General features: G+C 72.0%; 12 protein-coding genes. 4 read left to right on the top strand and 8 right to left on the bottom strand.

All coding sequences use genetic code 11. From position 1 onward, the window contains the following. Nucleotides 1-8 precede the first annotated feature (8 nt). The 6 genes from AB0K18_RS44350 to AB0K18_RS44325 form a co-directional block, all read right to left on the bottom strand. Nucleotides 9-749, bottom strand: coding sequence for an isocitrate lyase/phosphoenolpyruvate mutase family protein (locus AB0K18_RS44350; protein WP_364927317.1), 741 nt, complete (start codon nucleotides 747-749; stop codon nucleotides 9-11). Continuing rightward, a complete protein-coding gene (locus tag AB0K18_RS44345; RefSeq protein ID WP_364927314.1) occupies nucleotides 746-1,693 on the bottom strand; it encodes a hypothetical protein in 948 nt (315 codons plus the stop codon). Before AB0K18_RS44345 ends, AB0K18_RS44350 begins: the two co-directional genes overlap by 4 nt. A gap of 49 nt (nucleotides 1,694-1,742) precedes the next feature. After that, the gene (locus AB0K18_RS44340) at nucleotides 1,743-2,453 is read right to left on the bottom strand and encodes a DUF998 domain-containing protein (protein WP_364927311.1); all 711 of its coding nucleotides are present in this window, start codon (nucleotides 2,451-2,453) and stop codon (nucleotides 1,743-1,745) included. Continuing rightward, nucleotides 2,450-3,661, bottom strand: a complete 1,212-nt coding sequence (locus AB0K18_RS44335) for a glycosyltransferase (RefSeq protein ID WP_364927308.1) — start codon at nucleotides 3,659-3,661, stop codon at nucleotides 2,450-2,452. Before AB0K18_RS44335 ends, AB0K18_RS44340 begins: the two co-directional genes overlap by 4 nt. A gap of 65 nt (nucleotides 3,662-3,726) precedes the next feature. Beyond that, nucleotides 3,727-4,527, bottom strand: a complete 801-nt coding sequence (locus tag AB0K18_RS44330) for a DMT family transporter (protein ID WP_364927305.1) — start codon at nucleotides 4,525-4,527, stop codon at nucleotides 3,727-3,729. Between the two features lie 37 nt (nucleotides 4,528-4,564). Next, nucleotides 4,565-5,182: a DedA family protein gene (locus AB0K18_RS44325; RefSeq protein WP_364927302.1), complete on the bottom strand. Its 618-nt coding sequence runs from the start codon at nucleotides 5,180-5,182 to the stop codon at nucleotides 4,565-4,567. A gap of 391 nt (nucleotides 5,183-5,573) precedes the next feature. Here AB0K18_RS44325 and AB0K18_RS44320 point away from each other — a divergent pair, with 391 nt between their 5' ends. Together AB0K18_RS44320 and AB0K18_RS44315 are read left to right on the top strand one after the other, a co-directional pair. After that, nucleotides 5,574-6,827, top strand: a complete 1,254-nt coding sequence (locus tag AB0K18_RS44320; protein WP_364927299.1) for a histidine kinase — start codon at nucleotides 5,574-5,576, stop codon at nucleotides 6,825-6,827. Beyond that, a complete protein-coding gene (locus tag AB0K18_RS44315) occupies nucleotides 6,811-7,797 on the top strand; it encodes a hypothetical protein (protein WP_364927296.1) in 987 nt (328 codons plus the stop codon). Before AB0K18_RS44320 ends, AB0K18_RS44315 begins: the two co-directional genes overlap by 17 nt. Here the strand turns inward: AB0K18_RS44315 and AB0K18_RS44310 are convergent. Then, a complete protein-coding gene (locus AB0K18_RS44310) occupies nucleotides 7,705-8,346 on the bottom strand; it encodes a VC0807 family protein (RefSeq protein ID WP_364382891.1) in 642 nt (213 codons plus the stop codon). The two genes, AB0K18_RS44315 and AB0K18_RS44310, sit on opposite strands and share 93 nt — an antisense overlap. A gap of 216 nt (nucleotides 8,347-8,562) precedes the next feature. Next, entirely contained in the window at nucleotides 8,563-9,219 is a 657-nt protein-coding gene (gene leuE / locus AB0K18_RS44305; RefSeq protein ID WP_364927293.1) for a leucine efflux protein LeuE, read from the bottom strand. A 105-nt stretch (nucleotides 9,220-9,324) separates the two neighbouring features. Between leuE and AB0K18_RS44300 the strand changes: the two genes are divergently transcribed. Both AB0K18_RS44300 and AB0K18_RS44295 read left to right on the top strand, forming a co-directional pair. After that, nucleotides 9,325-10,191: a TIGR03619 family F420-dependent LLM class oxidoreductase gene (locus AB0K18_RS44300; protein WP_364927290.1), complete on the top strand. Its 867-nt coding sequence runs from the start codon at nucleotides 9,325-9,327 to the stop codon at nucleotides 10,189-10,191. 91 nt (nucleotides 10,192-10,282) lie between these two features. Then, nucleotides 10,283-12,112 (top strand): M14 family zinc carboxypeptidase, encoded by a 1,830-nt coding sequence (locus AB0K18_RS44295; RefSeq protein WP_364927287.1) that lies wholly within the window; start codon nucleotides 10,283-10,285, stop codon nucleotides 12,110-12,112. Nucleotides 12,113-12,281 lie beyond the last annotated feature (169 nt).

Genomic DNA, 12,281 nt, shown 5'->3' with positions numbered 1-12,281 from the left:
ACCTCCGATTATCCCGGCAGCCGGGCCACCATTTCCTGGTACGTCGGGATCGGCGGCGCCGGCTCCCCCCGTACGCCGAGCGCGGTCGCCACGGCCGCCCCCAGCGCGGCCCGGTAGAGCAGCGACCCGGTGCTCACCCTGGCCACGCCGGCCTCGGCCAGCCGCGCGAGGGAAGGACCACCCGGCTGGTAGAGGACGTTGACCGGCAGCGGCGTTGCCGCCACCACCTCGGCGATCGCGCCGGGGTCGCTCAGCCCCGGCACGAAGATCCCGTCGGCGTGCTCGTACGCGCGGACCCGTTCAAGGGTGTCGCCGGTCCCCAGCCAGCACGTGTCCGTACGGGCGTTGACGAACACCCCGTGGCCCTTGGCGGCTTCGATGACGCGCTGGTGCAGCTCGATGGGGCGCAGGGTGCCGTCGGGCCTGCCGTCCTCCAGGTTGACGCCCGCGACGCCGAGCGCGGCGAGGCCGGACACCAGGTCGGCCACCTCGGAGGGGTCGTCGCTGAAGCCGCCCTCGATGTCCACGGTCACCAGGACGCCGAGTCCGCTGATCGTCTCGGCCAGCTCGATCGTCTCGGCCTTCGTGGCGCCGGCCGCGTCCGGTCTGCCGTGAACGGCGGAGACGCCGAGGCTCGTCGTCCCGATCGCGGGGAAACCGTGGGCGGCCAGGAGCGCGGCGGAGCCGTAGTCCCAGGCGTTGGGCAGCAGGAGGGGGTCGCCGGGCCGGTGCAGGTCATGAAAGTTCACGGGACCAGCCCTTCCAGGACACCGGCGGCCAGCGCGAGCGCATGGGCAGGCCCAGGACAGGGCCGCACGCCGTAGCCGAAGGTGAGGTGCGAGGAGCCCTCAGGGTGCGGTGAGTCCTCGGGGTGCGGTGAGTCCTCGGGGTGCGGTGAGTCCTCGGGGTGCGGCGCGTCCTCGGGGCGTGGGAAGTCCCCGCCGTGCGGCGAATCCTCGGGGTGCGAGGAGTGCCGGCGGTGGCGGTCGAAGCGGTCGGGGTCGGGGAACACCGACGGGTCGCGGTTGGCGCAGACCAGGTCGATCGTCACCTCGTTCCCGGTCAGCGTGTCCACCCGGCGGGTCACCGCCAGCGGCGGATCGTGCCTGAGCGTCTCGTGCAGCAGCGCGTCCACGTCCTGGCCGGGCGCGCGGTGGCGCAGGGCGTGCTCGATGAGGGTCTCGGTGGCGGTGTGGGCCTGGAGGAGCAGGGTGATCGCCGGGATGCCGGCGGTGGCGAGCAGCTTCGCGACGGCGGCGTCGGCGATCGAGCCGTCCGGGTCGCCCGGGCCGCCCGGGCCCGACAGGTAGCCGGCCGCGGCGTCGGCCACGGCGCCGACCACAGTGTCGGCCGCGGTGTTGGCCGCGGTGCTGGCCGCGGTGTCGGCCATGGGGGAGGTGTCCTCGACGCCGAGCGCGGCCCCCAGCACCGCCGTGGGCACCCCGCGCCAGTCGCCGCCGCGCCTCCGGGTCAGGTCACGGGCATCGGCGCGCAGCCCGGCCGGATCGATGCCGTCGAGCAGCGCGACCAGGTCGCGGCGGCGCTCGGCGTGCGTCGCGCCGGTGCTGAACCGCGACACCCGGGCGCGCAGCCAGGCCAGCGTCCCCTCGGGGGCGTCCTGGGCGACGGGCGGCGGCACGTACCGTGGGTCGGCGAGCACCGCCGCGGCGTCGGCATGGCGTGTGATGAGCATGCGCCCACGCTAGGGCGGCGTTCCTTCGGCCCCCGTCGAAATGTGGCCGTCACGCGGCCAGCCGCTCCTGCTCGCCGGGCCGCTCGGGGTGCCCGGTCAGCGGGCCGGTGATCGCGTTCGTGTCCGTGCTCGCGGGGTCGTGCGCGGTCCTGACGGCGGGCCGGCCGGTCGCGACGGCCAGCGCCATGGCGACGAGCAGCCCCATCTCGGCCAGCACCACGGCCCGCTCAAGCAGCCCGTAGTAGGCGGCGCCCCCGATGAGCGGCGAGGTGAACGAGGCGGGGTGCGCGGCCAGGTAGACCGCCAGAGACACCCCGGAGGCCATGGCCATCGCGCGTACGGCGTTCCAGCGCGGCGCGCCGCCCCGGCCCCTGGCCAGGGTCCAGCCCGCGACCGGCAGCGAGGTGAAGACGACGGCCGCCGACCAGCGGTGGATCTCGCCGGACAGCGACCCCACCTGGGAGGTGCCCGGGTCGGTCGGGAAGATCGCGCTCATCATCAGCCCGGCCGCGCCGGCCAGCAGCAGGACCCGGGTCGCCGCGGTACGCGCCGGGTCGGAGGCGGCCAGCCCGTACGCGAGACTCAGGCACGCTCCCGCGAGTGCCAGCATCCCGACCAGGACGGGCAGCAGCCCACCGGAGACCAGCGCGTAGTCGCTGAGCAGCACCTGCGAGGGCAGCGCCACCTGCGCGTAGGCCAGCGCGCCCGCCGATGCCACGGTGAGCAGCACGGTGCTCCAGAAGGTCTGCTTCAGCGTCATCGGCCGACCTCGTCGTAGATGCGCTCGAACCTGGCGAGCGACGCCTGGTCGTCGTGCGTGAGCGCCAGCTCCCTGCTGGCCCGGCCCAGCTTGGCCCGCAGCTCGTCGTCCACCAGGATCGTGGTCAGGTGCCTGGCCAGCGCGACGATGTCGCCGGGCTCGTAGAGGTAGCCGTTGGAGTCGACCAGGTGCGGCAGCGCCATCGCGTCGGCGGCGACGACGGGCAGCCCTGAGGCCATGGCCTCCAGCGTCGCGATGCTCTGCAACTCGGCGACGCCCGGCATGCCGAACACGTCGGCGGCGGCGAACGCCTGCGGCATCGACTCGTCGGGCACGAAGCCGAGGAAGAAGACCCTGTCCTGCACGCCGATGCGCTTGGCCAGGCGTTCGAGCACCTCCCGCTGGTTGCCCTTGCCGACGAACGCGAGCTGCGCGTCGGTGTCGTTGAGCACCAGCGGCAGGGCGCGTACCAGCTCGTCGAGGTGCTTCTCCTCGTCGAGGCGGCCGACGAACAGCACGGTGGGCCGGTCGGGCAGGTCGAAGGACCTGCGGGCCCACGACTTGGGCTCGGGCCGCGGGTGGAACCTGGTCAGGTCGATGCCGCAGGAGACCGGCTCGACCTCCCTGCGGAAGCCCTGGTCGGCGAGGAGCTTGGCGGCCAGCGGGGTGGGCGTGGTGATGTGGTCGGCCCGCTTGAAGATCCGGCTGAAGTCGCGCCAGGCGAGCCGGCCCGCCTGCTCGCGCAGCCGCGCGGGGATGTGGGCGAACTGGAACAGGTTGTCGGGCATGAAGTGGTTGGTGGCGACGATCGGCACACCGGCGCGGCGGGCGGCGGCGATGGCGGCCCTGCCGACCACGAAGTGGCCCTGGGTGTGCAGCACGTCGGGCTTGATGTCGGCGACCAGCCGGTCGAGCCTGGTCGGCACGGTCACCCGCATGGTCGGGTGGACCAGGATCGGCGCCGAGCGCAATCGGTGCACGATCACGCCGTCCTCGACGTCGGCGCCGGCTCGCCCGGTCTCCGACTGGCAGACCACGTGCACCTCGTTGCCCCGTGCGGCCAGTCCGGCGGCCAGGCGGTGCGTGAAGTAGGCGGCGCCGTTGACGTCGGGCGGGTAGGTGTCGGTCGAGATCAGCACGCGGCGCGGCCGCTCGGGGGCGGGGCCGAGGTCGGGGACGCGGGGCACGCTGTGCAGAGGAATGGCCATGTGAGATGACTCCGTTTTCACCAGTTGCGGGGGGACGGCGGGGGGCAGGGATTCGTGCAGGGACATCAGCGGGTCTCCAGCGGGCTCGTTCTGGCCAGGGCCACGGTGCCCGCGGCGGTCAGCAGTGCCGCCACGACGGGCAGCACTCCGGTCGGCACCGGCTCGCCGAGCAGCAGCGCGCCGAACGCGACCGCGGTCAGCGGGTCGGCGATCTGCAGGGCGGCGAAGGAGACGCCGAAGTGCCCGACGGCGTAGGCGCGCTGCAGCATCATGAGCGCCAGCAGGGCGGGGACCGGCAGCGCCAGCAGGTACAGCCAGTTCCATGCGCCGTCCACCAGGACGCGCATGAGCGTCGCGGTGGCGCCGTACAGGACGCCTGAGCTGGTGGCGAGCAGGGCCGCGCGGCCGGCGGGCGAGGCGACCCTCGAGGCGGCCCACAGCAGGACCGCCGCGACGCCGGCCACGCCGAGCAGCGTCAGCACGCCGTCGGGGTCGAGCTGGGTGGGGCCGTCGGACTCCGGCACCAGCAGCACCAGCCCGATCAGCCCCGCCGCGACCACTCCCGCCGCCGCCAGCTCCTTGCGCTCCGGCTTGCGGTTGTGCAGCGTGGCGGCGAGGGGCAGCGCGAACAGCAGGCTGGCCACGCCCATCGGCTGGACGACGGTCAGCGGGCCGAGCCCGAGTGCGACGATGTGCAGGCCACCACCGGCGAGGATGGACGCGCCGCCGATCAGCCAGCGCGGCCTCCGCAGCAGGACGAGCAGCCCAGGCTTGGCGGTGCCGACCGCCTCGAACTGCTGCAGGGCGGCTCCGAGCGCGAAGAACAGCGAACCGACCAGGGCGATCACCGCGGCCAGCACAGTCATTGCGCACTCCTTTCGAACGGATGGTGACCTGGCAGGGTCAAAGGGACGTGTCCACCGGAAGGCGGCCAGCGGAAGCCTTGGTGGCGCGCCGCTTCCTGACCCAGCGCACGACCTCGACCACGACGGTGACGGACACCGCGATGCCGAGGCCGAGCAGCAGGCCCTTGATGGGGTCGTTCTCGAACGCCATCCCGCCGAAGAAGCCGATCAGCCCGGAGTACAGGCCCCACGAGCCCGCCGCGATCGCGTCGAAGAAGGTGAACGAGCGCAGTGGATGCCGTACGGCTCCCATGGTCAGCGTGGTCGCGGTACGCCCGCCGGGGATGTACCGGGCGACGACCAGGACCAGCCCGCCACGCTCCGCCAGGGCGTTGCGCGCCCAGACGAACGCCTTCTTCTCCCGCAGCCGTCCCCCTGACCGGTGGCCGATCAGGTAGGAGATGTGGTCACCGGCGAACGCGCCCAGGGCGGCGACCACGATGACCAGGGCCAGGTTGGTCTGGCCCGAGGCGGCGAAGACCGCCGCGGTGATCACGGACGTCTCGGCCGGCACGATCGGGAAGAACCCGTCGAGCAGCGCGAGCCCGAACAGCGCGACATACAGCCACGGCGACGACATCACCTGCTCGACCAGGTCGAGGATGGCGTGCGACATGAGCGTGTACTCCGATCGTTAGGGGCACCACACAGCCTGTCTGTGCGGGGGTCCCCGGGGTATCGGGGATGCCCCGGGTCGAACGCGGCCCTTTCCCGGAGGCGGGTCAGGGCCGTCACCCCTGGAAGGTAGAAACTCCGCAGGTCACGGCACATCGGACGTAAGGCATGCCCCGCCCCCTACTTTCGTCGGGGGAGGGCGCCGGACCTCCGGATGACACCATCGATCAAACCGGTTTCGCGCGCCGGAATCAGGAGTGGAGGTAGGCGCTTTCCCGGTAGGGCTAGCACTACCGTCGCGGTGGACGGCTCCCCACCCTTACTTTCGTCAGGTGCCTCACCTGGCCTTCGGGGTCTCCCGTACCGGCCGGCAGCGGATAACGTCGGCGGGCGTGAGGTACCTTCGCCAGCTCCGCCGCGCGAACCGCCGCCAAGTGGTCTACGACCTGCTGTTGTGGATCGGGCTCTGCGTGTTCATCGCCGCGATGGGGGCCGACCCGTTCCGCGACCCCGCCGGGTTCGCCCTGGTGACTTTGCCCCGCTGGGGCCTGGCCACGGCGGCGGTGCTGGTCGGCCGCCGCTGGCCGCTGGCCGCGCTGATGCTGCTGCTGCCGCTCGGGCCGTGGAAGTTCAGCGAGGGGTTCGCGACGGTGGACCTGACGTGGCTGCTGCCCCGGCACGACGTCAAGATCCTCCCGCTGCTGCCCACGTCGCCGTTCATCATCTGGTACGCCTACCTGACCGGCCGCCGGGCGACCCGTACGGCACCCGCGCTCGTGGCGTTCTGCCTGATCACGCTGGTCGGCGTGGCCGTGGTCGTGGTGATGGGCGGCGACCTCGCGCTGTGGGTGTCGATGGTCACCGCGCTGATCGGGACCTACCTGGTCCCCTACCTGCTCGGCGTGCTGCGCGGCAGGCTGCTGCACCAGCGGGCGCAGACCAGGCTGTCGGTCGAGGCACAGGCGAGGCTCCGGGAGCGGGCGCGGATCGCGCGGGACATGCACGACTCACTCGGCCACGACCTGGCGCTGATCGCGGTCAGGGCGGGCGGGCTTGAGCTGGCTCCCGGGCTGGCGCCCGCCCAGGTCAAGGCGGCCGGCGAGCTGCGCGAGGCGGCGTCCGACGCCACCGAGCGGCTGAGGCAGATCATCGGGCTGCTCCGCGACGACGCCGAGGCGGCGCCCCTGGCGCCCCTGGAGAAGCCGGCGGGGGAGCCGGCGGGGGACTCGGCGGGGGAGTCGGTGCCCGACCTGGTCCGCAGGGCGGCGGCCTCCGGCATGGCGATCACCCTCGACCTGGCCGGCGGCCCGATGCCGGAGCTGGCCGCCGCCGTGGTGCAGGAGGGGCTCACCAACGCGGCCAAGCACGCGCCGGGCGCCGAGGTCGCGGTGTCGGTCTCGCCGCATCTCGTACGCGTGCGCAACGGGCCGCCGCGCAGCAGGCCCACGGCCCGCCGGGGCGGGCTGGGGCTGACGAGCCTGCGCGAGCGCGTACGGGCGGAAGGCGGCACGCTGACCGCGCGGGCCCTGGGCGGCGGCTTCGAGCTCGCCGTCACCCTCCCCCGCGAGGGGGAGGAGGATCCCCGAGGCTCGGGAGGAGCCGGGGAGCTCACCGCGCCACGCTCGGAGCATGACCGAAGCACCTAGGCCCGGCATCGGCCGCGTCACCGCCGCGATCGTGGCGGTCGCCGCCATGCTGCCCTATCTCACGCTGAAGATCCTCTGGCTGGCCGGCCACTACGTCGGCGTCGGCGCACCCGATCTGATGGCGGACCCGGCGATGGTCGGGATGAACGCGATGACGTTCGGCATGGACGCCGTCGGCCTGGTGCTGGCGCTGGCCTTCACCATGCGCTGGGGGCTGCGCCTGCCGGCCTGGCTGGTGCTGCTGCCGCTGTGGGTCGGCTCTGGCCTGCTGTCGGTGGTGGTCGTCAGCGCGCCGGTGGTGCTGGTCGCCTCCGGGCTGGACGCGCTCGACGGCGGCCCCATCGAGCCGTGGGTGTACGCGATGGTCTACGGCGGGTTCATCGGGCAGGGCGTGGGGCTGATGGCCGCGTTCGCGCTCTATGCCCGCGACCGCTGGCCTGCTGTCTTCACCACCCGGCTCGCGCGCCCCTTCCCCAGCCTCACCAGGCCGCTGCAGCAGGTGATCGCGTGGGCCGCGCTGCCGGTGGCGGTGCTGCTCGGCGGCGTCATGCTGACGCGGGTGATCGGGGAGCAGCCGTACCTGGCGGTGCAGAACCTGCTGCGCGGGACGCTGGCGATCGCGGGGGCGCTCGGGCTGGTGGCGCTCGTGCGCGGGCGGGGGCGCGGCCCGTTCTGGCGGCCCGCGGTGCTGGTCTGGCTGGGCTCGGGCACGCTGTTCGCCTGGGGGCTCTATGCGATGGTGGTCGCGGCGGCGGCCGGGCCGCTCAGCGCGGCGGAGGGCGGCGTGGAGGAGTTCGTGGCGCTGTTCGGCATGCTGACCGGGCTGGTCATGGGCCTGTGCGCGGCTTTTCTGCTGGTCGAACGGTCAGGTGTGGGCTCAGGTGTGAGCGACGTGCAGGCGGTGCAGCAGCCGCTTGAAGGCGATGATCGAGAACGTGATCGCGGTGCCGCTGATCAGCGCCACCGCTGACGTACGCAGCAGCATGAACCCGGCGAGCGTGCCGGCCAGCGACTCGTAGACGGCGAGGAAGATGCTCAACGTCGAGTTCATCAGCAGCACGAACGCCCACAGCAGGGTGATCCTGGCGAAGAACCTTCGCACGCGCTCGTGCTTGAGCACCGCCGACGGCAGGTGGATGTAGTCGAGCGTCAGCTTCTCCACCAGCGGCTTGTTGAGCCGCACGGAGGCGAGGAAGGCGATGCTGATGCAGATCGTGCCCATCTCGGGCTGGATGAAGAACCACATCCAGGTGCCGGTCCAGAACGCCACGATCGCGCGTACGGTGATCGCGAACGCGGCCAGGAACATCGTCGCGGGCACCTTGATCCGCCTGATCAGCCGCCAGATCACCCCCAGGTAGACCCAGGCGACGGTCAGGGCGAGCGCCCACCTGAAGTCGAGGACCACCATGGCCAGGTAGAACACGGCGAGGGGCGCCACGACGGCCTCGAGCAGCCGGGGAGCCGCCTGCCGGGCGAGCGCGGTGAGGCGTGGAAGGGTGACCGGTGGATGGTTCAAGGCTGCTCCGCAGATAGGCCGACGATCAGCGACTACCCGGGCTTCGGGGGACCAGGCTTTCCCCGATGGATCGCTCGCTGTCACCAGAGCGTCATCGGCCGCCGTCCCCGGGAAGCACGCCGGTGGCTTACCGTACCTGAGGAGTGGTGGTGCGACTGCCTCTTTTGACGCGTTCGATCTGTCTCCACGAAAACAGCCGCGCCTTGAACGGCGCTTTCAGCCGAGTGACGCGGTGGCCAGCTTCGCCCCGAATCCCAGGAAGACGGCCCCGACGCCGGAGGCCAGGCCCGCGCCGAGCCGCCTGCGGCGGCGGAACTGCGCGGCCAGGAACGTGCCGCCGAAGATCAGCGCGGTCAGGTAGAGGAAGCTGAAGAGCTGGATGACCGCGCCGAGGATGACGAACGTCAGCGCCGGGCTGGCGTAGCCGGGGTCCACGAACTGCACGAAGAACGAGACGAAGAACAGGATCGCCTTCGGGTTGAGCAGGCTGATCGTCAGCGCCTTGCGGAACGGGCGGCTCTCGGCCCTGGCCGGCGCGGTGACGGGCTGCTCCGACACCTCGGGGGCGGCGCGCCAGGACTTCCACGCCCCGCGGATCATCTGCAGGCCGATCCAGGCGAGGTAGAGGGCGCCCGCGTACTTGACGACGGCGAACAGCGCCGGGTGGGAGCGCAGCAGTGAGGCGGCGCCGGCGGCGCTGAGGAACATCAGCACGGTGTCGCCCGCGAAGACGCCGCACGCGGCCCGGTAGCCCGCCCGTACGCCGTGCGTGGCCGCGTGGCTGAGCACGAACAGGGAGTTGGGCCCGGGCAACAGGATGATCAGGAAGGCGCCGATGGCGTAGGCCCAGAAATCGGTGATGCCGAAGAACATGCTGCTTGCTCCTGGGGACGAACCGCTGACATCACACGATATCCGGCGGCCCGATGACTTTCCCGCCCCGCCCGGGTCCATCCATGTGACGGAAGGGAGCACGACATGGACTTCGGAATCGGCCTGCCCATCACGGGACCTGAGGCGAGCCCTGAGCGGATCGCCGACGTCGCGCAGCGTGCCGAGCGCGCGGGACTCGGCGCGGTGTGGGCGTACGAGCGGCTGCTGCGGCCGGCGGAGCCGTACATGCTGGGGCTGAACCAGGTGGTGCCGCTGCCTGAGGAGAGCGCCATCGTGTACGACCCCCTGGAGACGCTCGCCTACCTCGCGGCCACCACCAGCTCGATCCGCCTCGGCACCAGCGTCATCGACGCCCTCTACCACCCGCCGGTCGTGCTGGCCAAGCGCCTCGCGACGCTCGACCGGCTGAGCGGCGGCCGCCTGTGGATCGGGCTCGGCCAGGGCTGGATGGCGCAGGAGTTCGAGGCGGCGGGAGTGCCCACGTCGCGGCGCGGGGCCGGGTTCGCCGAGCACGTGGCGGCCATGCGGGCGTGCTGGGGCCCCGACCCGGTGAGCTTCTCCGGCCGCTTCTCCACGATCCCCGAGTCGCAGATCGGGCCGAAGCCGGCCGGGCTGACCCTGCTCGCGGGGGCGGCGGCCCCGGCGGCGGTCGAGCGGGCGGCCGCGCTCGGGATGGGGCTGACCGCCGTGGTGTTCGACTGGGACGCGCTGGGCCAGTGCGTGGAGACGTACCGGAAGGCCGGCGGGGCGGGGCCGCTGGTCATCCAGGTGAACGGCGTGATCGGCGACCGGCCGCTGGACGAGCGCATGCCGCTCACCGGCTCGGCCGAGCAGGTGGCCGAGGACCTCGCGCGGGCCGGGGAACTGGGCGCCGACCACGTCTTCTGGCAGCCGATCGGCTTCGACGCCGACGGCCTGGTGGAGCGCATCGCGGAGCTGGCCGCCGGCTGACGGAATTTGGGCCTTCTCCGCGGCGGTCAACGTCTTCACTCTCAGTTCAGGCGCCGGTCAACCCCGACCCCGAGCGCCCGAGGAGGACGAGGTGAGACACCGATTAGTCATCCTGCTTGCCGCCCTCAGCCTGATCAGCCTGACCGGCATGACAGGCGCGGGGGCCACCGCCGAGCCGCCGCCGAACAAGCAGTATCGGGTGGCGGGCCCGGCGGACGCGCGGCAGCGCAGCGCGGTGGCGGCGACCGGAGCCGCCGTCGAGGAGGTGGACCCGGACTCGGTGCTGGTCACGGCGACGGAGTCCGAGGTGTCCGCCATCAGGCGGCTCGGCTATCGGGTGACGGAGGTACCGCGACCGGCGCCGCCGTCATCGGTGGGCGCGCTGGACTTCCCGCCGGCGGACTCGGCCTACCACAACTACGCCGAGATGACCGCGGAGATCAACGCACTGGTGGCGGCCCGGCCCGACATCGTCAGCCAGACGACGTACGGCACGTCGTACGAGGGCAGGCCGCTGCGCCTGGTCAAGATCAGCGACAACGTGGGCACCGACGAGAACGAGCCCGAGGTGTTGTTCACCGCGCACCAGCACGCCCGGGAGCACCTGACGGTCGAGATGGCGCTCTACATCATGCACCTGCTGGCCGACAACCACGGCAGCGACGCCCGGATCACGAACCTGGTGAACACCAGGGAGATCTGGATCATGCCGGACCTGAACCCGGACGGCGGCGAGTACGACATCGCCACCGGCTCCTACCGGTCCTGGCGCAAGAACCGGCAGCCGAACTCCGGCTCGTCCGCGGTCGGCACCGACCTGAACCGTAACTGGGCCTACAACTGGGGCTGCTGCGGCGGGTCGTCGGGCTCGGCGGGCAGCGAGACGTACCGGGGGGCGAGCGCGGAGTCGGCGCCCGAGGTCAGGGCGGCGGCCAACTGGGTGCGCGGCCGGGTCGTGGGCGGCGTGCAGCAGATCAAGGCGCACATCGACTGGCACACCTACAGCGAGCTGATCCTCTGGCCGTACGGCTACACCTTCAACGACACGGCGCCCGGCCTGACGCAGGACGACCGCGACGCGCACGCCACGCTGGGGCAGAACATGGCGAGCACGAACGGGTACACGCCGGAGCAGGCCAGCGACCTCTACATCACCGACGGCACGATCGACGACTGGCTGTGGGGCGTCTACAAGATCTTCAGCTTCACGTTCGAGATGTATCCGCGCGGCTCCAGCCCCGGCTTCTACCCGCCGGACGAGCAGATCGTCACGCAGACCACCCGTAACAGGGAGGCGGTGCTGCGCTTCCTGGAGTACGCGGACTGCGTCTACCGCATCATCGGTAAGGAGGCCCAGTACTGCGGCTCCGGCACCCCGTCGGAGACCGTCTACGTCGACACGTTCGAGACGGCGACCGGCTGGACGGTGAACCCGAGCGGCACCGACACGGCCGGCACCGGGCTCTGGGAGCGGGGCGACCCGCAGGCCACCACCTCCAGCGGCGCCAAGCAGCTCGGCACCACGGTCAGCGGCACGAACGACCTGGTGACCGGGCGATTGGCGGGCTCGTCGGCGGGCGACCATGACATCGACGGCGGCGTCACCTCGGTCCAGTCGCCGCCGATCACGCTGCCCTCGACGGGCGCGCTGAACCTGTCCTTCTCGTACTACTTGGCGCACGGCTCGAACGCCTCCAGCGCCGACTACCTGCGTGTCCGCGTCGTCGGCAGCACCACGACGACCGTGCTCGACCAGGCCGGCGCGGCGAGCAACCGCAACGGCGCCTGGGCCACGGCCACGGCGAACCTGAACGCGCACGCGGGCCAGACCGTCCGCATCCTCATCGACGCCGCCGACGCCTCAGGCGCATCCCTGGTCGAGGCCGGCATCGACGACGTCAGGATCACCCGGCAGCCGTAGCAGCCGGTCTCTTCTCCGCCGCACGACTCCGCCGCACGCTCGGCTGACTCGTGCGGCGGAGTCGTGTTTGGGTCTTGTAAGCCTCGGGTGTCAGAGCTACGATCGCGGCAATCCTTAGGAAAGTTTCCTAAAAGTAATCTTCGTCCGGACAAGACCTGACAACCGCAGC

The sequence above is a fragment of the Nonomuraea sp. NPDC049421 genome (assembly GCF_040677005.1).
Lineage (GTDB): Bacteria > Actinomycetota > Actinomycetes > Streptosporangiales > Streptosporangiaceae > Nonomuraea > Nonomuraea salmonea.
Note: the sequence above shows the minus strand (reverse complement) of the source record. Positions and strands in the feature narration are given on the sequence as shown.

What these genes read in the sequence shown, in the direction of transcription:
- AB0K18_RS44345 (WP_364927314.1), bottom strand. Translation starts at nt 1,693, where the DNA reads ATGCTCATCACACGCCATGCCGACGCCGCGGCGGTGCTCGCCGACCCA.
- AB0K18_RS44340 (WP_364927311.1), bottom strand. Translation starts at nt 2,453, where the DNA reads ATGACGCTGAAGCAGACCTTCTGGAGCACCGTGCTGCTCACCGTGGCA.
- AB0K18_RS44335 (WP_364927308.1), bottom strand. Translation starts at nt 3,661, where the DNA reads ATGGCCATTCCTCTGCACAGCGTGCCCCGCGTCCCCGACCTCGGCCCC.
- AB0K18_RS44330 (WP_364927305.1), bottom strand. Translation starts at nt 4,527, where the DNA reads ATGACTGTGCTGGCCGCGGTGATCGCCCTGGTCGGTTCGCTGTTCTTC.
- AB0K18_RS44325 (WP_364927302.1), bottom strand. Translation starts at nt 5,182, where the DNA reads ATGTCGCACGCCATCCTCGACCTGGTCGAGCAGGTGATGTCGTCGCCG.
- AB0K18_RS44315 (WP_364927296.1), top strand. Translation starts at nt 6,811, where the DNA reads ATGACCGAAGCACCTAGGCCCGGCATCGGCCGCGTCACCGCCGCGATC.
- leuE (WP_364927293.1), bottom strand. Translation starts at nt 9,219, where the DNA reads ATGTTCTTCGGCATCACCGATTTCTGGGCCTACGCCATCGGCGCCTTC.
- AB0K18_RS44300 (WP_364927290.1), top strand. Translation starts at nt 9,325, where the DNA reads ATGGACTTCGGAATCGGCCTGCCCATCACGGGACCTGAGGCGAGCCCT.